General features: G+C 36.1%; 20 protein-coding genes. 5 read left to right on the forward strand and 15 right to left on the reverse strand.

Annotated features, from left to right (window positions below; all coding sequences use genetic code 11):
* Nucleotides 1-436 precede the first annotated feature (436 nt).
* Nucleotides 437-3,304 (forward strand): pitrilysin family protein, encoded by a 2,868-nt coding sequence (locus KBP46_RS09125; protein ID WP_216445179.1) that lies wholly within the window; start codon nucleotides 437-439, stop codon nucleotides 3,302-3,304.
* A 114-nt stretch (nucleotides 3,305-3,418) separates the two neighbouring features.
* Here KBP46_RS09125 and KBP46_RS09130 read toward each other — a convergent pair whose 3' ends face one another.
* The 3 genes from KBP46_RS09130 to KBP46_RS09140 all read right to left on the reverse strand — a co-directional run bounded on the left by KBP46_RS09130 (nucleotide 3,419) and on the right by KBP46_RS09140 (nucleotide 7,699).
* The gene (locus KBP46_RS09130) at nucleotides 3,419-4,495 is read right to left on the reverse strand and encodes a GNAT family N-acetyltransferase (protein WP_216445180.1); all 1,077 of its coding nucleotides are present in this window, start codon (nucleotides 4,493-4,495) and stop codon (nucleotides 3,419-3,421) included.
* Complete coding sequence (locus KBP46_RS09135; RefSeq protein WP_216445181.1) at nucleotides 4,492-5,490, reverse strand: polysaccharide deacetylase family protein; 999 nt, start codon at nucleotides 5,488-5,490, stop codon at nucleotides 4,492-4,494. The genes KBP46_RS09130 and KBP46_RS09135 overlap by 4 nt, the downstream gene beginning before the upstream one ends.
* A 70-nt stretch (nucleotides 5,491-5,560) precedes the next feature.
* Nucleotides 5,561-7,699 carry a S46 family peptidase gene (locus KBP46_RS09140; RefSeq protein WP_123278815.1) on the reverse strand — a complete coding sequence of 713 codons (2,139 nt, stop codon included), beginning with the start codon at nucleotides 7,697-7,699 and terminating at the stop codon, nucleotides 5,561-5,563.
* Between the two features lie 682 nt (nucleotides 7,700-8,381).
* Here KBP46_RS09140 and KBP46_RS09145 point away from each other — a divergent pair.
* Nucleotides 8,382-8,867 (forward strand): copper resistance protein NlpE, encoded by a 486-nt coding sequence (locus tag KBP46_RS09145; protein ID WP_253297247.1) that lies wholly within the window; start codon nucleotides 8,382-8,384, stop codon nucleotides 8,865-8,867.
* A 41-nt stretch (nucleotides 8,868-8,908) separates the two neighbouring features.
* Here KBP46_RS09145 and KBP46_RS09150 read toward each other — a convergent pair whose 3' ends face one another.
* Nucleotides 8,909-9,556, reverse strand: coding sequence for an MgtC/SapB family protein (locus tag KBP46_RS09150; protein WP_062675322.1), 648 nt, complete (start codon nucleotides 9,554-9,556; stop codon nucleotides 8,909-8,911).
* 223 nt (nucleotides 9,557-9,779) lie between these two features.
* On the opposite strand from KBP46_RS09150, the gene KBP46_RS09155 reads away from it, so the two are divergent.
* From KBP46_RS09155 to KBP46_RS09165, 3 genes are all read left to right on the forward strand, one after another.
* Nucleotides 9,780-10,178, forward strand: coding sequence for an immunity 22 family protein (locus tag KBP46_RS09155; RefSeq protein ID WP_216445182.1), 399 nt, complete (start codon nucleotides 9,780-9,782; stop codon nucleotides 10,176-10,178).
* A 139-nt stretch (nucleotides 10,179-10,317) separates the two neighbouring features.
* Nucleotides 10,318-10,773: a hypothetical protein gene (locus tag KBP46_RS09160; protein ID WP_123278818.1), complete on the forward strand. Its 456-nt coding sequence runs from the start codon at nucleotides 10,318-10,320 to the stop codon at nucleotides 10,771-10,773.
* A gap of 12 nt (nucleotides 10,774-10,785) precedes the next feature.
* Nucleotides 10,786-11,496: a hypothetical protein gene (locus KBP46_RS09165; RefSeq protein WP_216445183.1), complete on the forward strand. Its 711-nt coding sequence runs from the start codon at nucleotides 10,786-10,788 to the stop codon at nucleotides 11,494-11,496.
* A 78-nt stretch (nucleotides 11,497-11,574) separates the two neighbouring features.
* On the opposite strand, the gene polA is transcribed toward KBP46_RS09165, so the two are convergent.
* The 11 genes from polA to KBP46_RS09220 form a co-directional block, all read right to left on the reverse strand.
* Nucleotides 11,575-14,409 carry a DNA polymerase I gene (polA, locus tag KBP46_RS09170; RefSeq protein ID WP_216445184.1) on the reverse strand — a complete coding sequence of 945 codons (2,835 nt, stop codon included), beginning with the start codon at nucleotides 14,407-14,409 and terminating at the stop codon, nucleotides 11,575-11,577.
* Between the two features lie 164 nt (nucleotides 14,410-14,573).
* Nucleotides 14,574-14,987 (reverse strand): type VI secretion system tube protein TssD, encoded by a 414-nt coding sequence (gene tssD / locus KBP46_RS09175; protein ID WP_062675327.1) that lies wholly within the window; start codon nucleotides 14,985-14,987, stop codon nucleotides 14,574-14,576.
* A gap of 356 nt (nucleotides 14,988-15,343) precedes the next feature.
* Nucleotides 15,344-16,654, reverse strand: coding sequence for a hypothetical protein (locus tag KBP46_RS09180; protein WP_216445185.1), 1,311 nt, complete (start codon nucleotides 16,652-16,654; stop codon nucleotides 15,344-15,346).
* A 74-nt stretch (nucleotides 16,655-16,728) separates the two neighbouring features.
* On the reverse strand, nucleotides 16,729-17,265 hold the full coding sequence (locus KBP46_RS09185; protein WP_062675329.1) for a hypothetical protein: 537 nt from the start codon (nucleotides 17,263-17,265) through the stop codon (nucleotides 16,729-16,731).
* Nucleotides 17,266-17,280: 15 nt separating this feature from the next.
* A complete protein-coding gene (locus KBP46_RS09190; RefSeq protein WP_216445186.1) occupies nucleotides 17,281-18,333 on the reverse strand; it encodes a LysM peptidoglycan-binding domain-containing protein in 1,053 nt (350 codons plus the stop codon).
* 4 nt (nucleotides 18,334-18,337) lie between these two features.
* Nucleotides 18,338-20,506 (reverse strand): type VI secretion system Vgr family protein, encoded by a 2,169-nt coding sequence (locus KBP46_RS09195; protein ID WP_216445187.1) that lies wholly within the window; start codon nucleotides 20,504-20,506, stop codon nucleotides 18,338-18,340.
* Between the two features lie 206 nt (nucleotides 20,507-20,712).
* On the reverse strand, nucleotides 20,713-21,126 hold the full coding sequence (gene tssD / locus KBP46_RS09200; protein ID WP_062675331.1) for a type VI secretion system tube protein TssD: 414 nt from the start codon (nucleotides 21,124-21,126) through the stop codon (nucleotides 20,713-20,715).
* Between the two features lie 347 nt (nucleotides 21,127-21,473).
* Entirely contained in the window at nucleotides 21,474-22,337 is an 864-nt protein-coding gene (locus KBP46_RS09205; RefSeq protein WP_216445188.1) for a lytic transglycosylase domain-containing protein, read from the reverse strand.
* A gap of 63 nt (nucleotides 22,338-22,400) precedes the next feature.
* Nucleotides 22,401-24,896 (reverse strand): ATP-dependent Clp protease ATP-binding subunit, encoded by a 2,496-nt coding sequence (locus KBP46_RS09210; protein WP_216445189.1) that lies wholly within the window; start codon nucleotides 24,894-24,896, stop codon nucleotides 22,401-22,403.
* A gap of 271 nt (nucleotides 24,897-25,167) precedes the next feature.
* Nucleotides 25,168-25,773, reverse strand: a complete 606-nt coding sequence (locus KBP46_RS09215) for a hypothetical protein (RefSeq protein WP_216445190.1) — start codon at nucleotides 25,771-25,773, stop codon at nucleotides 25,168-25,170.
* An 81-nt stretch (nucleotides 25,774-25,854) separates the two neighbouring features.
* Nucleotides 25,855-26,397 carry a hypothetical protein gene (locus tag KBP46_RS09220; protein ID WP_062675335.1) on the reverse strand — a complete coding sequence of 181 codons (543 nt, stop codon included), beginning with the start codon at nucleotides 26,395-26,397 and terminating at the stop codon, nucleotides 25,855-25,857.
* Between the last annotated feature and the right edge of the window lie 257 nt (nucleotides 26,398-26,654).

A 26,654-nucleotide genomic window follows, 5' to 3' on the forward strand; every position in this document is an offset into this window, starting at 1 on the left:
ATTCATCATTCATCATTCATCATTCATCATTCATCATTCACCACTTATCATTAACGACTCCTACCCTAGCCCTGATAGAAATGGTTACCCCGCAGCTTGCGTCGGAGGGTGGGTTTTAGGTGTGGAGCCCTTCGGCTTCGCTCAGGGTGACAGCGTTGGAGTGCACGGGCGCGAGGAGTAGGAATGGATAGCAGGAATTAGCTCCTAATAAAGTTCGAGGGTTGGAGTGTTGGAGTGTTGGAGAGTGAAAAAGTTTGAGGGTATTGGATGAAGAATTAAAAAGCTTATTCCTTTCTGCATAGCTGATTCTTGCTTATAATTCACTTTTTCAACCGTAACAATAGATGTAATAATGATAAAAAGAGGCTAACATTTTTTTTGATTCCTTACATTTGTAGTGCATTCCGGTTTCTAAGGGATGAAATGAGTTTTATATATGACAGACAGAAAATATAAGGAAACGGTACATACAGATAACAACCAATACGACTATATTACGGTAACCCATGACGAAAATAACGTCAGAATCTATACTTTGAAAAATGGATTAAAGGTTTTTCTTGCTCAGAATTTTGATGCCCCAAGAATACAAACCTTCATTCCGGTAAGAACAGGAAGTAATAATGATCCGGCTGATAATACAGGGCTGGCACATTATCTTGAGCATATGATGTTTAAAGGAACTTCAAAAATCGGAAGCCAGAACTGGGAAAAGGAAAAAGAACTTCTTGATCAGATCTCGGCTTTATATGAAGAACATAAAGCAGAACAGAATCCTGAAAAGAAAAGGGAAATCTACAAAAAGATTGATGAAGTTTCCCAGGAAGCCAGCCAATATGCCATTGCCAATGAATATGATAAAGCGATTTCTTCTCTGGGAGCCAGTGGTACCAATGCGCATACCTGGTTTGATGAAACGGTTTACAAAAACAATATTCCGAATAACGAACTTGAAAAATGGCTGAAAATAGAAAAGGAAAGGTTCTCTGAAATTGTCCTTCGTCTTTTTCATACTGAGCTGGAATCGGTATACGAGGAGTTCAACAGGGCGCAGGACAATGATACAAGACTTGTGAACTACGAACTGATGGATGCTCTTTTTCCCACTCATCCCAACGGACAGCAAACTACCCTGGGAAAACCGGAACACCTGAAAAATCCATCGATGAAAGCTATTCACAAGTATTTTGATGAATATTATGTTCCCAATAATTATGCTATGGTATTGGTTGGGGATCTTGATTTCGATGAAACAATCCAGTTAATTGATCAATATTTCGGGACTTTACCTTATAAGGAACTTCCTGCAAAAACACTCATTACTGAACAGCCTATTACAGAAGTTGTAGCCAGAACAGTAAAAAGCCCTACTACTCCACGTACTCAGCTTGCATGGAGAACAGATAGCTATGGAACAAGAGAAGCAATGCTGGCTGATATAGTTGCCAATATTCTCAGCAACAGAGGAGAAGCCGGATTATTGGATTTACACATTAACCAGACGCAGAAGATGCTTTGGGCTCAAGCCTTTTCTGTAGGACTAAGACAGTATGGATATTTCTCCATTGTTGCGGTTCCTAAGGAAACACAGACTCTGGAGGAAGCAAAGAATATGGTATTGGATGAAATTGAGCTGATCAAGAAAGGAGATTTTCCGGACTGGATGCTGCCAGCCATCATCAATGATTTCAAACTTCAGAGAATGAAAGGTCTTGAAACTGCCGAAGGTCTCGCCACCAATCTTTACGATTCTTATATAAAAGGAAGAACCTGGGAAGAGGAACTGAATGAAATGGATGAGTATGCCTCTTTCACCAAAGATGACGTAGTGAATTTTGCCAATGAGTTTTTCAAAGAAAACTATGTGGTGGTCAATAAAGAAAAAGGGGTAAACGACAAACTGATCAGAGTTGAGAATCCAGGTATCACTCCTGTTAAGATCAACCGTGATACACAATCTGAATTTTTGAAAGAGATTCTGGCGGATAAAACGGAGGATATTAAACCTGAATTTATTGATTATCAAAAAGAAATCATTACGGATCAGCGTAACGGAAAGAAATTAAGTTTCGTAAAGAATAAATACAACGATATTGCTCAGCTGCACTTTATTTTTCCTTTAGGAAGTGATCATGACAGAGATTTAGGGATTTCAACTCAGCTTCTTCAGTATTTGGGAACTGATACCCTTTCGCCGGAGGATTTAAAAAAGGAGTTTTTCAAAATCGGAATCAGCAATGATTTTAAAACAACGAACAATCAGCTGACCATCTCGTTGAGCGGACTGGAAGAGAATATAGAAAAAGGAATTGCCCTTCTGCAGCATTGGATGCGCAATGTGCAGCCTGATCAGGAAATCTATAATCAGTTTGTGGGAACAGTACTGGAAAACCGTCAGGCCATGAAGAAAGATAAAAACCGGATTATAACAGCCCTGAACAATTATACAAAGCTGGGCAGCAACTCACGTTTTACGGATGTTATTTCTAAGGAAGAACTTGAAAACTGCAGTGCTGAAGTTTTTACAGACAGAATGAAAAAGCTTTTCCAATATCCTTATCAGGTATTTTTCTATGGTAAAAATTTTGAAACCTTTAAAGAATACATTGGTGAATACATAGAACCTGAAAGCCTTCAGATACCAGCTGCTAAACTGTATCCGGAACCGGCAACCGGAGGAAACGTGTATTTCATCAACTATGATATGGTTCAGATGGAAATGAGCAAGATTGGTAAAGGAAGCGAGGTGAACCCGCTTCATTTCGGAAAGATCAATGTGTTTAATGAATATTTTGGAAGAGGGTTATCTTCCATTGTTTTCCAGGAAATGCGGGAAAGTAAAAGTCTTGCTTACTCTGCTTATGTTTCTTATGCAGCGAACTCTGAGCTGAACCATCCTGATTATGTAACGACTTATATCGGAACCCAGCCTGACAAGCTGATGATCGCTGTAGATACCCTGAATGAACTGATGAACGAGCTGCCAGAAGTCCCTATTCAGTTTGAGAATGCCAGAAATGCAGCTCTGAAACAGATTGCTTCTACAAGGGTTAACCGAAACAATATATTTTTCAATACCTTAAGATTGCAGAAATTAAATATCTATCATGATTTCAGAAAAGATATTTATGAACAGATCCAGCACTTGGCATTTGAGGATATCAATCATTTTTATCAGACAGAAGTCAAATCAATACATTTTAACACCGCTATTATCGGCAAAAAAGAGAATCTTGATATGAAAGCTGTCAACAAAATGGGAATATTTAAAGAAGTAAGTCTGAAAGATATTTTCGGACATTAAAAAACAAACCGCCAGATAGAATTATCAGGCGGTTTGTTTTTTTATAAGTGATAAATGATAATTGATCACGTGTAGCTCATCATTCATCCTTCATCATTCATCATTTATAATCTATTACGTCATCATACAATCTCCGTCACCATCCTGATATTTTGGATTAAAATGATCGGGAAGTAATTCCAAAAGATTTTTATGAAACAGATACTCTCTTTTAAAATCACGTTCATAGATAGGGGAAAATACTTTTGACTGTTGTATTTCCTTGTTTAATGCGGTTTGATAAGAAGTAAAGCCTTTTACTTTATGACTCACGATGAAATAATGTAAAACCCGGATAACCTCATCGAAATTACCGTCCGTAAAAAGGTAAGGTATTTTAAGATAGCCATCACGGAGCTGCAGCAGAAAACAGGATGTAATCTTGTTATTTTTATTTAAAATTTTGATCCAGAAATATTTAAAGCTGTCAGCAAAACTTGAAAACAGGTATTTTTCATCTTTTTTGCCTTCTAAAACCCAGGGATAATTGATAAAAGTATTGATTTCATCTGCATTACGCATCCCGGGAAACCTGTTCATAAAACCTGCACTTTCTTTGTCGATGTGATCCAGAACTTCATATTTAAAATCCGGTTTTGATGCTGTAAGATTCTTTATTGAGATCACTCCATTGGCTGCAGCATCCAGAATTTGAAAAAGAGGTTTCAATGGTTGTGTTCCCGGTTTCTTTTCAGGAATCATTTTGGCGGCATCGGTTCTGAAGTAATAGCGTTTCCCTTCTTTAGGAAAAACATAATCAAAAACACCCATAATATTATAGAGGGCTTCTGCTTCTTTGGTAAATTCTGTAATGGCAATCCGGCCTTCGTATTCTTCAAAAACTTTTTTCAGCAATGCTTTCGCCGGTCTTTTTTTTCTGTATTCCGGGTTTACATACAGGGTACTGAGCCAGGCATAGCGGATTTCTTTTCCATCAATGATAAAACAATCCGGAAAACATCCCACATAACCGATCAGTTTTTCTTCATAAAAAGCTAAAATAAGAAGCGTATCCCCATCTGATGCTTTTGGATTATGAATATGAGACAGCGAGCGATGTCTTGTAATGGGAAGAAAATCATATTGCTGAAAATTTCCGGAGGATATAAAATCTTCCAGTTCTCTTCTGTTGTATGTTTTCAGCGTTATCATTTTCTAATAATTGTATTTTTATGGATAAGCTTTTTAAGTCGGAAGTATGCTATTTCTTTTTTTAAAGTCTGTACTCCACTCTCTCCTGTTTCCATAGGAATTCTTTGAAAGTTTCTCTTCACACTGTCCAGTTTTATACCAGCGCAACCAAAACTGCAGTAGATCTCCTCATTTTTATAAAGTTCATCAAAAAAATCTTTCCTTACTTGAAAATCAGTGAATGGAAAGGCGAAACTTTCATAGAGGAAACCATTTTCTTTTAAATAAGCAAAAGTCTTATCTGTTGTTTCCATCTGCTGTTTCAAAAATAAGTCTCCGTATTTCGGGTGATCCCAGCTGTGCGAAGAAATTCCAAAACCTTTGTTGGTAAGTTCTTTTAATTCTTCTGTTGTTAAATAAGGTTTAAATTCCTTTGAATAGGCATTAAAATCTACCTCAAGTTTTTCATCAAGCTGATCCAGAATATCTTTTTCCTGATAATTTATGGATAAAATTTTCTTTTGTAAAACCCTTCTATCCATATTTTTCAACGACAGGATAAAATAAATTTCAGGATCTATTGTTTTCATTTTTTCAGCAGCATCGGCAAGAAGACTCGCTTTGCATCTGAACATCATCTCTTTATTGTCTATGAAAGCCGGATTGATAAAATTACAGGCATATATTCCTTTTCGTTCCAGGATGGGAACTACAATATCGTAAAACTCTCTAAAACCATCATCAAAAGTTAAAAGGGCAATTTTTTTCGAAGGTTTAAAACTTCCGGCCATATAATCTTTGAACTCCTGCCAGTTTACAAACTGAAAATGCTTTGCGATATAATCCAGATCATTCTCAAACTGTTGAGTCGTCTTATAACGGATCACATGTTTTAAATGAGGAAGTTCTTTGTCTGAAACACTGTGATAAAGTGGCAGACAATAATCCAGCGGAAATGATTTTCCGATATTCCCAGTTTCAAAAGCTGCCAAAACATTGATGATGCTGTCTTTCATCCTATTGTAAATAAAAAGAATCTATTCAAATTTAAATTCAAATAGATTCTTAAAGGTATAACTTTTAAAATTATTTTATGATCTTCATTTCATCAACAAGCCATCTTGAGTCTGCGAACTTATCAATGATGAAAAGGATATATTTTGTATCTACCATGATGTTTCTGCTGAAACGCGGATCATAGTTGATATCACTCATTGTTCCTTCCCACTGTCTGTCGAAATTCAATCCTACAAGGTTTCCGTTGGCATCCAAAGCCGGACTTCCCGAGTTTCCTCCGGTTGTATGGTTGGTAGCAGTGAATCCTACAGGAACATCACCTGTTTTATCTTTATAGATTCCGAAATCTTTTTTGTTGTAAAGGTCAATCAGTTTCTTGGGAACATCAAATTCGTAATCTCCGGGAACATACTTTTCCATTACTCCTGCAAGGTGAGTCTGGTATCCGTAAGAAACAGCATCTCTAGGAGTAGAACCTTTCACTTTACCGTAAGTCACACGAAGCGTTGAGTTGGCATCCGGGAAGAATTTTCTGTCTTTATCCGTCTTCATCTGCTGCGCCATGAATTTTTTCTGCAAAGCATCAATTTTTGCCTGCATTGAAGTGTATTGCGGATCTGCAGTTTTCATATAGGTTTCTTTCATCGAAACATATAATTGATAAATAGGATCTTTCTTTAAAGTCCTGATCAGTTTATCCTGATTAGAAAATGCTTTATCAATATCGGCAGTTAATGTTCCTCCGTTTACAGCTGTTCTTCCTGTGATAACAGAGTTTTTAGACATATCTTCTATAACAGGAATATTAGCATTCTCATCTTTATATTTGCTGAATCCTGCCGGTAAAAACTGAGGTGCCGTTTTATTCACATATAAAGCCAATAGTTTCGCAGTTACTTTTGCATCAAGCTCAGCACTGTAATCTTTATAGAAAGAAGTTAATTTTGTTTTTAACTTTGAAAGTTCCTTTTCATCCATTCTTCCTGCTTCTACAGAAGCTACGAAGTCATAATAATCTCCGGCAAGCTTCAAAGTCTCTGCATTTCTTATCACTTCTGTGTAGTAAGCATTGTTTAATGCATAAGGAGCCTGATCATTGTACAGTTTATTCAGCTGATCCAAAGTAGTCTTGATCTCAGGATTTTTAGCAACCAAAGAACCTTCATACATTACTTTCTTTTCTACAGCATTGGATTTTTTCAATCCTTCTACTTCACCGATCCATTTTTTCCAATAGTTGGCTACTGAAGCATATTTTGAAGCATATTTGATACGCGTTTCATTGTCAACACGCATTTTTTCGTCCAAAGTTTTTAAAGCAACATCACGTACCGCAATTCTCGCAGGGTCAATATCTTTCATGATCTTCTCTACAGCGATTGCAGGAAGGTATTCTGTAGTTCTTCCCGGGAATCCGAAAACAAAAGTAAAATCGTTCTCGTTTTTATCTTTGATAGAAACCGGTAAATAGTGCTTTGGAACGTAAGGTACATTGTCTTTAGAATATTCTGCAGGTTTGTTATTCTTGTCTGCATAAATTCTGAACATAGAGAAATCTCCGGTGTGTCTCGGCCAAACCCAGTTGTCCGTATCGCTTCCGAATTTCCCGATGCTTTGAGGCGGAGCTCCTACAAGACGGATATCTTTATACGTTTCGATGGTATAAGCATAGTATTTGTTTCCATAATACATTGGTTTTACCATGATTGACTGGTAAGATTCAATTTTCTGAGAGTTTTTATACACCTCAATATTGTTGTTGATCTTTTTAGTAAGTTCTGGTTCTGTAAGATTGTCTGTACCTTCTAATATCGGATCAGTAACTTCTTTTATATCTACAATAAAATCTACTTTTACTCCCGGATTAGGAAGCTCACCTTCTGTATTTTTTGCCCAAAATCCGTTTGAAAGAAGATCATTCTGAACGGTAGAGTGTGCCTGAATCTGCCCAAAACCACAGTGATGGTTCGTTAAAAGCAATCCTTTAGGCGAAATAATTTCTGCAGTACATCCGCCGTTAAACTGTACAACCGCATCTTTAATGCTTGGTTTCTGAGGATTGAAAATATCTTTTGCAGAAATCTTCATTCCTAAATCCTTCATTTCCTTTTCATTCAGCTCTGTAGGAATCCACATTCCTCCATATTGTTGCGCAAATGCCATTGCAGCTGGCAAAAGAAATACAGATAAAAGTATCTTTTTTGTCATAATCAAAATTTTGCCCCAATTTACAAAGAAAAATAGGAACAGGCTTTATAAAACGGGTGGAAAAGTTACTAAGAGTTCGTTTTTGGAAAATAGTGATGGTCAATGGTGAATTTGCTTCGCAAGTGAATGGTGAATTTTTATAATCAAACAGTAAGTAAATTCATTAAAAATTGACAAGCGAAGCGAATTGACTATTCACTATTCACAATGCGTTCAAAAATTGGATTGTCAATGATGAAGCTTGCTTCGCAAGTGAATGGTGAATTTTTATAATCAAAAAAATAATTAAATTCATTAAAAATTGACAAGCGAAGCGAATTGACTATTCACTATTCACAATGCGTTCAAAAATTGGATTGTCAATGGTGAAGCTTGCTTCGCAAGTGAATGGTGAATTTTTATAATCAAAAAAATAATTAAATTCATTAAAAATTGACAAGCGAAGCGAATTGACTATTCACTATTCACAATGCGTTCAAAAATTGGATTGTCAATGGTGAAGCTTGCTTCGCAAGTGAATGGTGAATTTTTATAATCAAACAATAAGTAAATTCATTAAAAATTGACAAGCGGAGCGAATTGGCTATTCACTATTCATTCAAACATTCTATCCCTTCCCTCTGGCTCAGTTTTTGTTGATTGGAAGTATATTATTATAAAAAACATCCTTAAATTAATTATTATGATGAAAAGTAAAATGCTCATGTTGGGAATGGTATCTGTTCTATTCCTTGCTTCATGTTCTAAAAAAGAAACCACTGAAACAACAGCTACTACAGATTCTACAACGGCTGTACAACCTACTGCTACGGACAGTATCACTAAAGCAACTCCTACAGCAGCTGGTGACACTTCTGAAAATGCTCTGGACTGGGCAGGTACTTATGAAGCAACAGTTCCTTGTGCAGACTGCCCGGGAATAAAGACTTCTTTGACATTGAATGATGATAAAACATTCAGCATTACTGAAGAATATCTTGACAGAAATTCAAAGAACCAGGACAAAGGATCTTTCACCTGGGAGGCTACTGGAAGCATGATTACTTTAAAAGGGAAATCTGCCAACTATAAATACAAAGTGGGTGAGAATATGCTGATCCAGCTGGATATGGAAGGCAAGGAGATCGATGGTCCCAACAAAGATCTTTATGTATTTAAGAAGAAATAAAAGTAAAGGCTTCGGCCTTTATTTTTTTGCTCTTTCACTGTCTAAAACTGATACGCTTTAATTTTCGGATCATTCACCAGACGTCCGATGACTTCCTCATGATGGCTATTTTTTCCGGTAAGTCTCCATATAATGGTAAAGCTTTCCTGAGAATACTGCTGTTTAAGCATCTGATATCTTAAGTGATTTTCTTTGAATATATTTTCACAATATTTAATATCCTGGGAGTCTGTTACAGCAATTCTGTATTCCCTTACTTTATTATAATTATCAATAAAATTCTGGAGATAAGTCAGGGCACTTAAAATAAGTAATACCAACGTAGTTCCCAACAATGCAATATAAACATAGCCGGAACCTACAGCCATTCCAATAGAAGCAGTTGCCCAGATAGTGGTGGCTGTGGTAATTCCTTCAATTTTATTATCTCCTTTGAAAATAACCCCTGCTCCCAGAAATCCGATTCCTGTAATGATATTAGCTGCCAGACGATCCGGATTGGCCACGCCTATTTTTATAGAAAGTATGGTAAACAGACAGGCACCAAAACACACGAGAATAAAGGTCCTGAGGCCGGCCGACTTATTACGGTATTCACGTTCAGCACCAATAAACAATCCTAGAATAACTGAAATAAGGATCAGCAGCAATTCATTTTTAATAATATAGTGGTCCTGAAGAAAATCCATCTTTTATAATTTAAACAGAGAATAAATTTACAATAAATACTATTAAGGAACTATCTTTGCTGAGGAGATTTTGCGTTGCTGCCTCAAAAAATTTATTGCATGAAAAACTTTTGCAATGTTACATTTTAATTGCGGAAATTTTCTTGTATAAAAGGGATATTCATCAATGCGGAAAAATGTCACTTATTAAAAAATCAAAAAAATAATACTTATATATATAATTATGGATAAAGAAATTTCACACTTCTGGTTAGGATATTTCAAGAATGAAGAAGATTTTTATAGCTTTATAGAAGAGGATGAAAACTACTATATAGAGGAAGAAACTGATGATCAGTATGTTTCCAAGTTTGCAGAATCACAGAACATCAAATGGTTTGATGATGATTTTATAGAATATGGTTTTGAGGATGAAAGCCTTAGTCTTTATGATAAGTTTGCAGAGTATTCTTATGCTGACCAATGGCTTCCGGTTCTGGAAAACAAATTAAACGAACTCAGTCTGGATACGCCCGTAAATGCTATTATTTTTGCAACAAGATTTGTAATTCCTAATCCGGTTTCTGTAGAAAATGATGATTTTTCACTGCATTATGTGGGGGAAATAGAATACGATATTTAATAACCAAAGCAAAACTGCTTTCTCAACACCGGCAACAAGTGATTTCATTATATATAAATCATCTGTTGCCATTTTTTATCAATGAACACAATAAAGCTATATCTTAGGAATGACGAAATAATTCAGACATTTGAACATCATGAAAGAATTCAAACTTAATCAGTTCTACTCTTTTCTGAAGAGATGGTTCATTAGTACCACCTTTATTTCAGTGGTTACATTCTTACAATTTTACTGGTCAATGGGAACCTTTTCAGAACGTGTTTCAAGCGGCTGTATAGACTGTTCATTTTTTGAAGATGCGGTGTATATATCCCTTATAGCCGGTGGATTCTTATCAATTGTCTTTTCTCTGCTTTTCTTTGTTAAAAAGATTTTCTTCAAGGCTTCAGTCGAGTTCCTATTCCTGATCTTTGTCTGGTTATTTTGGAACTACACTCTATTTGTAGACAGGGAATCTTCCTGGAGTACTTACGATTTCAATTCGGAAATCCAATATACAATTTCACTTTCCTTTCTACCTGTTACCGTACTGGGATGTTTGTGTGTTGTAATTTTACATTATCAGGAAATAAAAGCTAGATTTGTATCTTAAAAACAAAAACCATTGAAAAAAATCATTTCTACTTTACTTTTTGCTTCTTTAATTGCTTATTCATGTAACAAAACCAAAACCCAGGCTCCGAAAAATTCTTCGGGCATTATAAAAAAGGATACGGCACCAGTTGAGAAGGAACAGTCGACAGCAGGAAAACAAGTCTCAGATTTTGTATCCAGTCAATATGAAATTCAATACGAAACCGAAGGTGATCTCAACCATGACGGACTTCCTGATAAAGCTTTGGTTTTAAGAAAAAAAGACGACACTTTAGCACAGAGAACTATGATAGTCCTTCTAAAGAATCCTGACAAAACATACCGGTTATTTAAAAGTTCTGAAACCGTTTTTCCCGATGAATACAATGAATCTGGTTATAAAATGCACGATCCTGAAGACATCAGTATTGAAAAAGGAACATTGAATATCAATCTCTATGATATCGGACCTTATGGTAATCAGTTCAGTAAATTCAAATATATGAATGACAACCTGATTCTTACCTATATTGAAACGTATAATATGGGTGCGGGTTCCCACTCTGCCCTCTATTATGAGCCTATGAAAGGTAAAGTAATACTGGAAACGGTAAATACCATGGAACAAGAAATGCCATCAGAAACTAAAAAAGTACAGGTAAAAAAAGAAAGATTTTTATTTGAAAATGTTTCTCCTGATGATGTTGTCACCAATGTTTACAATTCTGTAGAACAGGAGTAAGCTGTCCAGTTCTAACAAAATAAAACTTCCGCCTAAAAGACGGAAGTTTTTTATTTAAAGTATGATTTACAGTATTGATTAATGTGCTTCTAACCAGTTATCTCCTACTCCAATTTCTACCAATAAAGGAACCTGTGTTTTCAGGGCACTTTCCATTTCAGTTTTGATTAGTTTTGAGGCTGTATCAATCTCATCTACCGGAGATTCGAACACCAATTCGTCATGTACCTGAAGCAGCATCTTTGTTTTAAGCTGTTGCTCTTCAAGTTCTCTGTCTATTTTAATCATGGCAAGCTTTACAACATCTGCTGCACTTCCCTGAACTGGTGCGTTTACAGCATTTCTTTCCGCATGACCTCTTACCACAAAATTATTGGAATTAATATCTTTCAAATGACGTTTTCTTCCTAAAATAGTTTCAACATATCCTACCTGGCGTGCTTTGTTCACCTGCTCAGCCATGTACTCCTTCAGTTTCGGATAGGTTTCAAAGTAAGCTTCGATCATCTGTTTGGCTTCTGTACGGGATAATCCGGTTTGTTCTGCCAAAGCAAAAGCTCCTTGTCCATAGATAATTCCAAAGTTTACGGTTTTAGCCTGACTTCTCTGGGTTTTGGATACCTCAGCCAAAGGAATTTTAAAGAGTTTTGCAGCGGTAGAAGCGTGGATATCTTCTCCATCCTGAAAAGCTTTGATCATATTATCCTCTCCGGAAATCTCAGCAATCAAACGAAGTTCAATCTGAGAGTAATCGGCAGAAATAATCTTCTTCCCTTCTCCGGAAACAAATGCTCCACGGATCTGCTGGCCCCTTACCGTTCGGATCGGAATATTCTGCAGGTTAGGGTTTACACTCGCCAAACGGCCTGTAGCAGCTGTAGTCTGTGAGAAGTTGGTATGTACTCTGTTATCTTTTTTCTCAATCTGTGAAGGCAATGCATCCACATAAGTTGATTTTAATTTCTGATAGGTTCTGTATTCCAGGATATGCTTGATGATTTCATGTTTTGAACTTAATTTTTGAAGAACATCTTCTGAGGTTGCATATTGTCCTGTCTTTGTTTTTTTGGCTTTGGGATCCAGCTGTAATTTTTCAAAAAGAATTTCTCCCAACTGTTTAGGGGAATTCATATTGAATTCTTCTTCTGAAAGTTCAAAAATCTTTGTTTCCAGCTGTTTCAGATCATTTTCAAGGTCAACACTTTCCTGTGCCAACCATTTTTCATCCAAAGAAATCCCTGAAAGTTCCATTTTTGCAAGTACTTCCATCAGAGGCATTTCAATATTAAAGAAAAGCTCTTCCAGGTTTTCTTTTTTCAGCTGCGGTGCGAAAAGTTCATACAGTTGGAAAGTGATGTCTGCATCTTCCGCCGCGTAGTCTGTCTGCGTTCTCAGATCAGCATCTCTGAAATTCCCCTGTTTTTTCCCTTTTTTTCCGATGATGGTTTCAATGGATACCGGTTTATAGTTCAGATATACTTCTGAAAGGTAATCCATCCCGTGTCTTCCATCCGGATTCAGCAGGTAGTGGGCAATCATGGTATCGAACATAGCCCCTTTAACGGTGATGTCGTACTGTTTTAAAACTTTATAATCGTATTTTAGATTGTGAGCAATTTTAAGCAGGTCTTCTTTTTCGAAAAACGGTCTGAAAATCTCCATGGTCTGCAACACTTCTTCTCTGTTTTCAGAGAGAGGAATGTAGTAGGCAAGTCCTTTTTTATAAGAGAAGCTCATTCCTACCAGTTCTGCTTCCAGTTCGTTTAATGATGTCGTTTCCGTATCGAAACATACTACTTTCTGCTGCAGCAGGTTGTCTACCAGTTTTTTCTGAGCTTTCGGATTATTGATAAACTGATAAAGGTGATCATTATTCTCAATCGTTGACTTTGTAGAAGTAGCCTGTTCCAGTTCTTCAAAATTGGCAAAAAGGTCAAGCTGCATCACCTGTCCTTTTACTTCGGTTCCGGCCGGTGTCTGCTTTACTTCTACTTCACTTACAACCACTGTTTCTACAGCCGCAGGAGCAAAAGCCCTGTAAAGGTTTTCGTATAACCTTCTGAATTCTATTTCATCAAAGACCTCTTTTACTTTTTCAAAATCCGGAGTTTCCAAATCGTATTGTTCCTGATGAAATTCTACAGGAGCGTCACAAATAATGGTTGCCAGTTTTTTAGACATAATACCACGTTCTGCGGAAGCTTCTACTTTTTCTTTCAGTTTTCCTTTCAGTTTATCCGTATTGGCTAATAAATTTTCAATGCTGCCGAATTCTTTCAGGAATTTCATAGCCGTTTTTTCTCCTACCCCTTCTAATCCAGGGATATTATCTACTGCATCTCCCATCATAGCAAGGAAATCAATCACCTGCTTAGGATCATCAATCTCATATTTTGCCTTTACTTCTTCTACTCCTAAAATTTCAATGTCGCCACCTTTTAAACCTGGCTTATAAATTTTAATTTTATCGGTAACCAGCTGTGCAAAATCTTTATCCGGCGTCACCATGAAAGTGGTATATCCTTCTTTTTCTGCTTTGCATGCGATAGTTCCAATGACATCATCGGCTTCATATCCTTCCACCCCAAGAATCGGGATGTGCATTGCTTCCAGAATTTTGTGAATATATGGAATCGCAATTTTGATTGCTTCGGGAGTTTCGCTTCTGTTGGCTTTATATTCTGAGAAATCATCAGTTCTTACACTGGCCTGTCCAACATCAAAAACTACTGCCAGGTGTGTTGGTTTTTCTCTTCTGATCAATTCGATCAAAGAATTGGTAAAACCAAAGATGGCAGAAGTATCCAGACCTTTGCTGGTAAGTCTCGGATTCCTGATTAATGCGTAATATCCTCTGAAAATCATCGCATAAGCATCGATGAGAAACAGCCTTTTATCTTGTGTTGCGTCCATATTTTGAATAATGAACAAATATAAGAAAATAGGAGTAAAAACTGGCAGCCCGTTGAAGGGTTTCGGGAATGGAGATTCGGGTTCGAGGGTTCAAGATGGGGTTAAAAAAACAAAACAGCATACCCGAAGGCATACTGTTTCTTTTTTTATTTAAGTTTATGGGATTATTTACCTGAAGAAGGCCATAGTCCTGCGTACTGAGAAGTACCGTAGTCAATGGTTTCAGCACTTACTACAAAGCTGATCAGCATACTGTTACTGTCTACTGCGTCGAAGTCTACTTCGTGTTGGATCACATATCCGTTCTCCCATTTCAAAGTAATCAATGTTCCTTCTTCGTGAGATTTGTTGAAAGTGATCTCTCCTACTGTCGGCTTGTATTTACCGTTTAGTAAGCTTTCAAGGATGTCTGACTTTTCAGTAGCTTCTACTGTCACCTTAATTAATGCATTGGAAGGATCTGATGCTACACGTCCTGATACGTCTGTAGATCTTGATACACTGTAGTTCATTTTTAACAGTTTCTGCCCTTCACCGTTGTTGAATTTTAAGATTCCTCTTGAATTTCTTTCTGCCATGATTGTAAATTTTAATCGTTAGTAATAAATTGTAATTCAATAATTATATAACAAAGATAGCCTCCTTGGGTTTGATAAAAAAGCAATTGAAGGGAAATCTGAAAAAGTGTCGTAATTGTACGATTTGATGTAGTAGTTCTACGATTTCGTGTCGTAATTCTACGATATTAGATTTAAAACAAAGCACAATACACTGTAAATAAATATTTTAAAAAGGATTAAAAATCTTCAACAAACACCAACTTATTACACTATTAAGAGAAATAATATACATAAAATTCACTTATATACATAAAAAAAGACCTTATACAGGTCTGGTTATTTTATCTTTTAAAAATCAAAAAATTGGGTTGAGTCTAGACATCATTTGCTATTACATGTATTCCGTTTCCGGCATCTTCCGCCATTGCATTGGCTAATATTCTTCTTGAGTCTTCAGAAAAATACGTAGCGATAAATGGGAAAAAGAAACCGATGAATCCACCACCTTTTACGCCAAGTTTACCAATATTTTTGATATTCTGCATTTTTATGCTGGGAAGTTCTTTGGCTAAATTCGGTAAGTTTCGGGGACGTACTCTTCCTAAGCCGTCTTTTGCTGTGGCAACCAGAGATTCTGAATATTTGCCGTTACGGATATTTTCTACAATAGCCTTTCCTTCAGATGTTTTCCATACTTCACGGGAATCTACACCTTCTAAAGCTGTCAAATCTTTAGATAAAGCTGTCCCTTGTTTTATTTCAATCAGGTTTTTTTGCCAATCCTGGACATACCATTTTCCGTTAAAGAAAATAGGGGTTTTACCGTCTCTGCTTGCCAATCCTCCTTTTTCATTAAGTTCCAGAATATCCGGGCTGGCAAGATCTGAAGGAGTTATGCCCGTCACATTTTTTGGAAAATCCTTTAGGTATCCGGGAACTCTGCTGTTTTCATCTGCTTCTTTATTCATATCCTGATAATGGCTATTATCTTCCAATGAGTTGCTTCTGATGATTTCTCTTTCCCAGTAACTTCCTTCGTTCATTACTGCCATGGTTCCACCCATCCACAATAGCGTCTTACCGATTCCCATTTCTACTCCTGCAATAACGATCCCAGCTCCTCCGAAGAAAGAAGCAGCGGCATTGAGAACAATTTCCTTTCCATTATTACTCTCGATCTGCTGTGCGTATTTCTTGGCCACAGAATAGCTGAATATGGGGCTTAATAGTCCTCCGGTATCACAAACCAGTATAGAGTTCTGGGTGATGGCCATAAATTGATCAAATTTTACTTTTTCATGTTCAATTTTCCAGTTTCCTTTTCCTAAAGATTCAGTACATAAGTGGTTTATTTTTGTTGCATGATATGCTGCTGCTGCTCCGCATGCCAGAACACCAACTCCCACTGCTAATGCAGCCCAGCCAATAGGTCCGGATAACACAAGCAGTGCACCAACAATAAGGCCTGCTCCAAAGCAAAGAAATCCCCACATGGCATTTTTAGGACTTTTACAGGGAAATTCTTTATTGATATTTCGATCTTCTTTTGTTAATAAGGGCCGGGTTTTATCAGATCCATAGAAAACAGTAATGGGTTCTCTTGTAGGAATTAATTGTCTTGGTTCTGAATCGGTTTGAAATGTACACACTGTGTAAACATCTTTGGGTATATAGGAAGCACTCATAATGTTACATTTTATTGATTAACACATCCTGTAAATAGTGAATTTGTCTTTTAAATTTTCAGAGTTTATATGTCTTAATTATATTGTGAATACCAATAAACATTCTGAAGACTTTTCTTTTCTGTTTTTGAAAAATGGAGTTCTTTCTGAGCTGATATCAGAAATTTTTTAAGTTCGTTTCCTTTCTCTTCTTCGTATTTGTTTTTGTATTCAACATCATTTAAGTAAATGTCTGTCTTATTTTTCAAGCGGAATCTGAAGTATATTTTTGAGCTTTGCAATGACGGTGCTTTGGTTTCATAATCATAAGCATAAAATCCTTCAATATCTGTCTTGGAATATTTTTCAGGAGTCTGGTTTCCCTTCTGTATATAAAAATAGTTTTCATCAAACCAGATTTTCAACTTCACAGAAATTGCTTTCAGGATCAGATAACAGCTTCCAAAATAAAAAAGGAAAAAAAACATAACGAAAGAAAGTCTGAATACTCCTTTGAAGAGAACATAATACAATGCTCCATAGAAAACCAGGCATGGGATAATAACCAGAAGTGTTCTGGCAATATGATAAGGCAAAACGTTATTGAATGTAAACACTTTATTTTCGGCCATACTTAAAAATTACTTTTAATATTCAATTTGTTTTAGATCAAACTGGGTAACAAACTGATAATTATTTTTTACTTCTTCTTTCATTAATGCTGATGCATTGATAATAGTTCCTGTTTTTTTATCGACCATTCTTCTGATTCTATAATCATAATTATATTCACTGAAACCATATTCAATAATAGGTTTGTAGAATTTGTTGTATTGTTCTTCCAGCACAGCATTATCTATTTTATCTTTTAAAAGTGTCCCCACAGTTCTGAATTCTATAAAGTAATCATCTTCTTTTATAATGGTATGCTGCAATTCCAGTTCAATAGGAACATTGACAAATATCTGTGAAATAAACTTTAAAACATCATTTTGCTTTCTCTTTTTACGGGCATCAAAATCATTAAACAAGACATGATAAAGAAGAGACTTGTCATAGGTTTTTCTCAGATTGGCTTCGTTCTCAAATTCCAGTCCGCCACCTTTGATGATATCTTCAGCAGCTTTGGAGTTAATTTTCTCCACCTGTCTGTAAAATTCCGAAGCTTTTAATTTGGGTTTAAAAAGTTCCCATTTTTCCTTTATCTGGGGAAAATTTTCTACTCCTTTTATGGTATGGTCATCATTTAAATTGAAAATTACATCTTCTTTATCAAATTCCAGTTCTTTGACAGCTTCTATAGCAAGAGCCATATTTTCGGGATTTATTTTATATAAATATTCCTTAAGCTTTACTTTAGCTTTAGTATTGGCTGCATCTTTTTCAACAACATATTCTTTTTTGGTATTGCAATGAAATGTGATTCTATCTTCAACCTTTGTAGTATTGAACTGTTCGCATCTGTATCTTGCTTTTTTGGGAAATTTCCTGTCTTCTATTGCCTTATTGATTTCTTCACCTGTTTTCTTTTCTAAAAAAAGATATTGTAGATGAATAGGCAGTTTTTCTCCAATAATAAAATTTGTGGTTCCACAATAGAGGTTATGAAAATTGATCAGTTCTTTAACGGATGTCCCTTGTTTCTCTGCAAGAGATTCCAGGGTATCTCCTTTTTTAATCTCGTATTTTATAAAATCCATTCTGTTAATTGATATCTACCTGTGATCCTGTTATTTTTGTCAAGCCTTTAAAATTAGCTGTTGCACCGCCTCCGTTGATGTCGATTTCATCACTTTTAATAGAAACCTTCGTTCCGGTAATGATAATCTCACTGTTACCTACTTTAATGGTAATTTTCTGGGCTCCGGTTAAATCAATCACTCCGGCATTATCCATTGTAAATACACTCTGGTCTTTGCCTACTGAGACTTTATGGGTATTGCCTACGTCTGAAATATGATCGCAGCCTACTTCCAGTTTTTTATTGTTTCCAATCTTATCTGTTTTATCATTACCAACAGTTTTAGTGCTGTTGTTATTGGCATTATGTATAACATTTCCGGATCCGTCAAAAAACATATTTGCACCACCCTGATCTTTAAGATTCATCGATCCGGCTCCGTTATCATACTTTAATTCTGCACCACTTCTACCGCTAAAGCTCATTATATTATTTCCAGCTCCGCCACCGGCTCCTATACTACCATGAAACATTCCTCCCATTACGAAAGGACGGTCAGGATGCTGATGTACAAAATTGACAATTACCTGGTCTCCAACTTCAGGAACTGACATAAAGCCTCTATTTTTATTGACCTTATCACTGCTTCCTGCATCCGGAGACATTACACGGATAAATTCTGTACTGTCCGGCCCGTTTTGCCAGTCAAACTGTACCTGAACTCTTCCCTGATTCATAGGATCTGTATTGGAAATTACTTTTGCAAACTGAGCCTCAGCTCTCGGAGTTTCGAATTCAGGCCGTGGTATAAAACCTGTGTCTGCGGCAATTGCTTCAAATTTACCGTCATAGTAACCTCTTGCATCTACTTCATGGGTTACTTCGATAATCATCAGCTTGGTAAAATAGGAAGTTTCATTTGTTGAAGATTTCCGCATTTCAATATCTGCTGTACATCCCGGATATAAAAACGGAAAAGTAGTTGTCCCCGATGTAATAAATACTTCCGAGGCTTTACTTCCTGCTGTTCCTTTCTGTGAGGCATCAATGTCCATAAAAGAGGTTGCTTTTATTGGGGCTACTCTCAAAGAAGGTGTGGTGAAGATCTTTTCAGATATTTCGTAGGCTCTTCTTGCAATATCTGAAGTATGGCTGATTTTCGAACTTCCAGTGGTCAGTTTTTCATTTTTACTGCTGTTATAGCCATAAAATGTAGGGTTGACATGCTGTGCCTTCATTTTGACAGCAATATCACTTACGCTGCTTCCATAGGTAAGTTTAACAGGTTTTTCCTGAGGTGGAAGTTTTCCAAAATGTAATACTTCACCATCATAATAAAACTGCTCACCATAAGCCTCAGCTATTCTCGCAAGATAATTATAATGAGTTTCTTCGTATTGTGAACTGTAGGCCACATTTCCGTGCTGAGCATCTATTCTGAAGTCGAATTTATTTTGTCCCAGCCCTTCACGGATCACCTGGTCGGCAATACTATTCAGGCTGACAGGCTGTCCACCTCCAAAACTCTGAATATGGGGAGCCGCATCCAAAAGTACTGTCGGGCTAAAACCTTTAAGAACGATATTTCCAAGGCTTCCCTTTTCCTGGCTGAAACCTACTTCTGTAATGACTCCTACAAAATTACGTTCAGCGCCTTTTTCTACATCTTTATATTTAAATACAACAGTAATTCTTTTTCCTAAAAAGCTTTGGGCCTCTTCAAGATTGTGATTTTCTGCATTGCCAAGGGCATCATGAGCCAACATCAGGTTGAATTCATGATGTTTTGCAGCACTCTGGGTAAGTTTGAAATGCTTAAAATGTTTGATAATTTGTCCTTCAATAACCACATCCAGCTTTACCACACGATTGATTCCTGCAATAAAACTTTGAGCAATAGCTTCAGCATTGTGTATTTTTGAAGTTGGCTGTTTCGCCCATACTTTATTATCAACAATAGAAGGATTGTTCGGTACAAAAGTCTGGTTCATAAACATATCAGCACCTTGAGCAACATTTAAACTTTGCTGTCCTGCTTTTGCTACCTTTTTTACTTTTTCATCTGCCTTATTCAATTTTCCTTCTGCTTTTTTGGTAACATTCTCCTGCACTGTATTTTTCAACTGTTGTTTGCCCGCGTTTATCTCGTTTTTCGGGTTTGCTACTTTAATTTTTTTATCATCCTGAAACATAGCGTTTTGTATTTAAGTTAAATCGTAAATAAACTGCTGATACTTACAGCATAGAAAGTGTGAGATTGATAAATCATTTGTGCATCTATCATTTTCCTTTTGAAAAATGATTTTCGAAATTCTTTTAAACGGAAAAACAGAACAGTATACCCGAATGAGCGTACTGTTCTGTACCAATTTTATTTTTACTAAGATGATGAATAGGCTTATTTACCTGCTGAAGGCCATAATCCTGCGTACTGAGAAGTACCGTAGTCAATGGTTTCAGCGCTGATTACGAAGCTGATGAGCATACTGTTGCTGTCTATTGCGTCGAAGTCTACTTCGTGCTGGATTACGTATCCGTTTTCCCATTTCAAAGTAATCAGTGTTCCCTCTTCGTGAGATTTGTTGAAAGTGATTTCCCCTACTGTTGGCTTGTATTTACCGTTTAACAAGCTTTCAAGGATGTCTGATTTTTCAGTAGCTTCTACTGTTACTTTGATCAATGCATTAGAAGGATCTGATGCTACACGTCCTGAAACGTCTGTAGATCTGGAAACACTGTAATTCATTTTTAACAGCTTCTGTCCTTCTCCGTTGTTGAATTTTAAGATTCCTCTTGAATTTCTTTCGGCCATGATTAGTAAATTTAATCGTTAGTAATATTTTGTGATTTGGTGATTGTGTTAGCAAATATAGAGGCTCTTTTTCGCTAAAAAAAACTTTTGAATATAAATCTGAAAATTTGTAGTAGTTCTACGATTTCTTGTAGTAATTCTACGACAATTGATTTAAGAACACCAACCAAAAGCCTATCAATAAAAGGTTTTAATTGATTGAAAATTAACACCAAAAACAATAATTTTCCACATCAGTGAGAAATATTAAGATTTTCTTAATAAAATATTAGGATGTTTTTAACAGATTATCCAATAAAAAAGCAACCGTTTTATGGGTTGCTTTTTTATTGTTATCGGATATTATTTTACTGTTGAGCCTTTCCACCTTCTTTTATGGAACGGACCAATATTTTGTTTTTTCTCAGCAGAAAATCAGGCATCAGATCCACAGGAAGATAGAATGGACTTTCTCCTTTTTTCTGGAGTTCTTCTACGATTCCCGGATTCCAGGCAAGGATTTTGTCTACTTCTACGTTCAATTCTGCAGCAACAACGTTCAGATTGAATCCGGCATTGATCTCTGTTTCTGAAAGCGCTGCAGCAGTTTCTTTACGATCTCCCTCAAAGAAAATCTTGTTGAGCCTTGCAGAATTATAATTATTCAATACACTCTGAAGTTCTCCTGTTGCATAGCATGCATTAAGATATTTCTTCACATGATTAATGGTTTCTCCCGGAAGGTATTTATAAAACACATGATATTGAGTAGAGCCAGCAGCTTCCATTGCTTTGGCAATATTTCCTTCACCACAATTATAGGCTGCAACCACGGTCACCCAATTATTGTACTTTTTATAAAGATTACTTAAGGAAATGGTAGCGGTTTTAGTACTTTTATAAATGTCAGTACGTCCTTGCTCTGTAAGCCCGTATTGGTTGGCATGTGCAGTCATAAACTGCCAGATTCCTACTGCTCCGGCACCTGAGGTAATATTTCTGTCAAAATGGGATTCAATCAGGGCCAGATTTCTCAAATGCTTGGGAAGGCCTTTCTGAAGGAGTAATTGTTCAATAAATTCTACAAGATCCTTATTGGCATTAATGATACCTTTATACTTTTTCACACTGCTTTCAGAGGTATCGGAAGCAGCAAGAAACTGTCCGTTGATCATGATAACGGATCCTAATAATAGAAAACCTGTAAAGATATTTCTGACAATTGTTTTCATTTTAATTTTATTTATAAGCTAAAAGGCAAAAGTGGGTAACAAATTTGCCTTTTTACTTTATACTTAATCTACTTTCCAGCTTAATTTTTCTTCGTCTTTATTCCAATCTACATGAATAGTCTGGCCGGATTTCACTTCTTCTCTCACAATCATTTTAGAGATTGGTCTTGCAAGCTGAGCACGGATGACCCCTGAGATCTGTCTTGCACCATACTTACTGCTAAACCCTCCTAATGCAAGGTTTTTCACAGCTTCATCGGTAATTTTCAAAGCAATTCCCAATCTTGTTAATGAAGTATGAAGTGATTTCAGCTGAATATTAAAGATTCTTTCTGCAATAGATTCTGTGATCGGTGCAAAAGGAATAATTTCTGTAATTCTTGCCAGGAACTCAGGTCTGAATCGTCCGGAGTTTGACATAATCTGCATGAGTGAAGATGATTCCGGAATTTTTCCTTCTTCAAACTGTTTTACAATTTCTTCACTTCCGATATTGGAGGTAAACAGGATCAATGCATTGCTGAAATCTCCTTCTTTACCTAATTTATCATGAACTTTCCCTTCATCCATAATCTGAAGGAATACATCAAAAACAGAATGGTGGGCTTTTTCAATCTCATCAAATAACACAACAGTATATGGCTGTTGTCTGATTTTATTAACAAGCATTCCTCCTTCTTCATATCCTACATATCCCGGAGGCGCTCCGTATAGCAACGCTGCGGAATGTTCTTCTTTAAATTCCGACATATCAAAGCGTACCATTGCCTTTTCATCGTTGAAAAGTAATTCTGCCATTGATTTTGCCAGCTCTGTTTTACCAGTTCCGGTAGGTCCAAGAAGGAAGAACGATCCGATAGGCTGTCCCGGTTTGTTCAATCCGCTTCGGTTTTCAACAATAGCATCGGAAAGGATTTTTAGTGCATGATCCTGCCCTACAACCCTGTTCAATAGAAGGGATTCCATATTCAGGAGTTTTTCTTTTTCCTGAGCCTGGATTTTCCCGATTGGAATATTGGTTTTAGCGGCCATTACAGCTGCCAGCTCCAATCTGTCTACTTTTTCTCTTTTCTTAGCTGCATGCTGCAAAAGTTCTGCGTAAGTATCTTCAATGATTTTCTGAATCTGATCTACCGGCATAGAGTTGTCGATGGAAGGCTGCTCGCTGAGTGATCCCCACAAAATTGGGCTTATTTTGTCTCTTAGCAGGTTATATGTCCAGATCAGTTCATCAGCTTTATCTTTGCTGTCTGTATATTCTTCCTTCAAAATCGCATCATAGCTTTCTTTCCAGCTATCCAGTTCTTTTTCTGATAATTCATCAAGCATTTTGATCGCAGCCATTGTTCTGTCTAATAAATCAATAGCGGCATCCGGTAATTTTTTACCTTTTGCATATCTTTTTGCCAGACGTACACATTCCGGAAGGGCTGTTTTTTCCACTTCAATACCGTGGTGCTTTTTGTATCCTTCAAGGAGTACATCGATCATTTTGACGCATGTTTTCTCATCCGGTTCAAGAACGGTTAACACCTCAAAACGACGGTTGAAAGCCTGTTCCGGCTCTATAATTTTTCTGTATTCTTCCTGCGTAGTAGCTCCGATTACGGTAATTTCGCCTCTGGCAAGCTCAGGTTTCAAGAGATTGGCAACGTTTCCGATGCTTCCTTTCGGATCTAAAAGGGTGTGGATTTCATCAATGAAAAGAATGGCTTTTTCAATTTTCTTACATTCATTGATGACTTTTTTCAGGCGGTCTTCAATTTCCCCTTTATAAGAAGTTCCGGCTAATAATGCTCCGGTGTCCAGTTCTAAAAGGGTACCGTTTTTAAGCATTTCAGGAACATTTCCTTTAATAATTTCTGTAGCAAAGCCTTCTACCAAAGCTGTTTTTCCTACTCCTGGCTCCCCGATGATGATCACATTCGGTTTGCTTCTTCGGCAAAGGATTTCCACCAGCATTCTGAGTTCTTTGTCCCTGCCGATGATATTTTCTATTTCTCCTTTTCTTGCCTGCGCCGTTCTGTCTACACAATAGCTTTTAATGGAAGGAAAGGAAGAGTCTGAATAGTCTGAACCATTTGAAAATAATGATGAGAAGTTCCCATCTTCTGAAACGGTAAACGGAGTATCTTTTCTGTATAGATTAAAGATCTCATGTTCTCTCAACGGAAGTGACTTTAACTGCTGAAGAGAGAATACAACCTGTGGTTTTACAATGGCTGTCAGGATACAGATAGGAGTAATCTCATCCAATCCTAATTTTAAACGGATATCATCAGCTTCTTCAATAAGGGTATCCACTGCATCATCCTGTCCTACTTCATCGGGAAGATGGCTGGTTTTCGGATATTCTTCGATACGGACATCTGCCCATTCATAGAAATAGCCCGGATCTTTATCTATGCTTTTCAGGAATTCATTAAGTCCGATATCTTTATGCATTAAAGCCTGCAGGATGTGCGGGCCACCATAAGTTCCATTATAATTTTCCTTCGCTATCGACTGAGCAATGTGAAATAGTTGCTTTACTGTTTCGTTGGTTACTAGTACTCCCATTTATAATTTTCTTATATTAATATATTGGCATTCTGTTGTGCTTACGATTTGATGATTTTAAAGTATATTTTTCATCTCTTTTTTCAAAGAATTAAAACTTATTCTTTTTGTGCAGCTAAAATTAGCTATTTTATTCTAAACGATATAAAGATAGTTAATTCTTCAATTAGAGAAGTAACAACGGTGCTTTTTGTTTTTAATCGTAGTTCTGATGGTGACATATTACTTTTCTGGATCTCTTTCCGGCCAAAATAGAAAAAAGATTAACCTATTAACGGCTCACAAACGGAACCACTTTTTTCTCAAGTTCTGTACCTGATTGACCATCTAAAACAACTTTTTGAATATCTCCATCCGGGATAAGGTATTCTATTACCCAAACTTTTTTACCATCAAGAACATCCTTTCTAACCCGGGTATAAAACCCAGAATCATGATATCCTTTCGGAAGCGCGATTTTATTCTTTTCACAATACTTCACTACCTTTTCAGGAGTAAAACTATATCCTTCATCTGTATATTCTTCCTTAGTAAGCTTACCTGATTTATCAAAATGATATAATATTCCGACGGGTGAGCCCGTGTTAAATGCCAATGATTTATTTTTTATGTACCCATTTTTATAATAGAATTTATCTGATTTATAAAAAGAATTCTCATAGTAAATACTTAATTTATATCCACCTTCAGAAGTAGAAAAGATTTCTTTTCTTCCTTCTGGAGTTTCAATACATCTGTCATCATCTTTTTTCTTAGAATTCTGTATGGTAATCTTTTCAAATTCATTACTAATTTTTGGAATCATTGTCTTTTGTAATTCCTGCGATTGAAATTGAGTAAAAAAAACTAACCCAGCTAATATTATTATTTTATTCACAATATTTTTTATAGGTTATTGTTTTTTTACATTGGGAAAAATAAAGGTATAACAGTAAAAAAAAACTTTTAATTTCATAATTTAAGAGCTACTTAACTTCATCAAAAAAAGCTGGTTATACTTTTCTATCGTTTTATCATCTGAAATATTATTAGCTTTATAAAAATCGTTTTTTGGCATCAATGTTTTCATAAACCCATGATGCTTAACCACATCTGATTCTCTTCCGATATAAATAACGTTTATGCTATTATTTTCTTCATTCAAATAAATATGATTAATATGATCATTTGCATTTCTCATTACATTTTCAAATTTCAATATATTAACTAATGAATCTTTATAAGAAACATAAAGTTCATAGGTAGCACCTGCTTCCGTTTCTGCATTTATGTCATATTCTTTTCCTAAAAACAATAATGTATTTTCAGTTTTTGCTCCTCTATCATCTATCTTTATGATATTAATTTTAGTATTCTTCAATATATCTTCTTTTCCAAATACTTTAAATGTTTGTTCATTCATTTTTGTACAAGCTACAGTAGTTATTAATAATAATTGTAAGAAAACCTTAACGATGGTTGTTGAAAATCCCTTGATGTGTTGATTTAATAAGTTTTCCATTTTTATAGCAATTCATATTGTTAGCTTTTAAATACCTTACCATACCAGCTGTTCTTTTTTCATCAAGACTTATTACTAAACTAAATGCTCTAGTAATCTGTTCATAAAAGTATTAGTAAAAGTCCAACTTGCTTGTTTCTAAGCCCTTCTCCTAAGTAATTTCTTTGTGTGATTTTTTTTAAAATATCTAACCCTGAAGGATAGAATTAACAAACAGTTTACATGTATTAATATTTTAAGATTTCATTATTATATAA

Origin of the sequence: Chryseobacterium sp. PCH239 (assembly GCF_018924625.1) — a bacterium.
GTDB lineage: Bacteria > Bacteroidota > Bacteroidia > Flavobacteriales > Weeksellaceae > Chryseobacterium > Chryseobacterium cucumeris.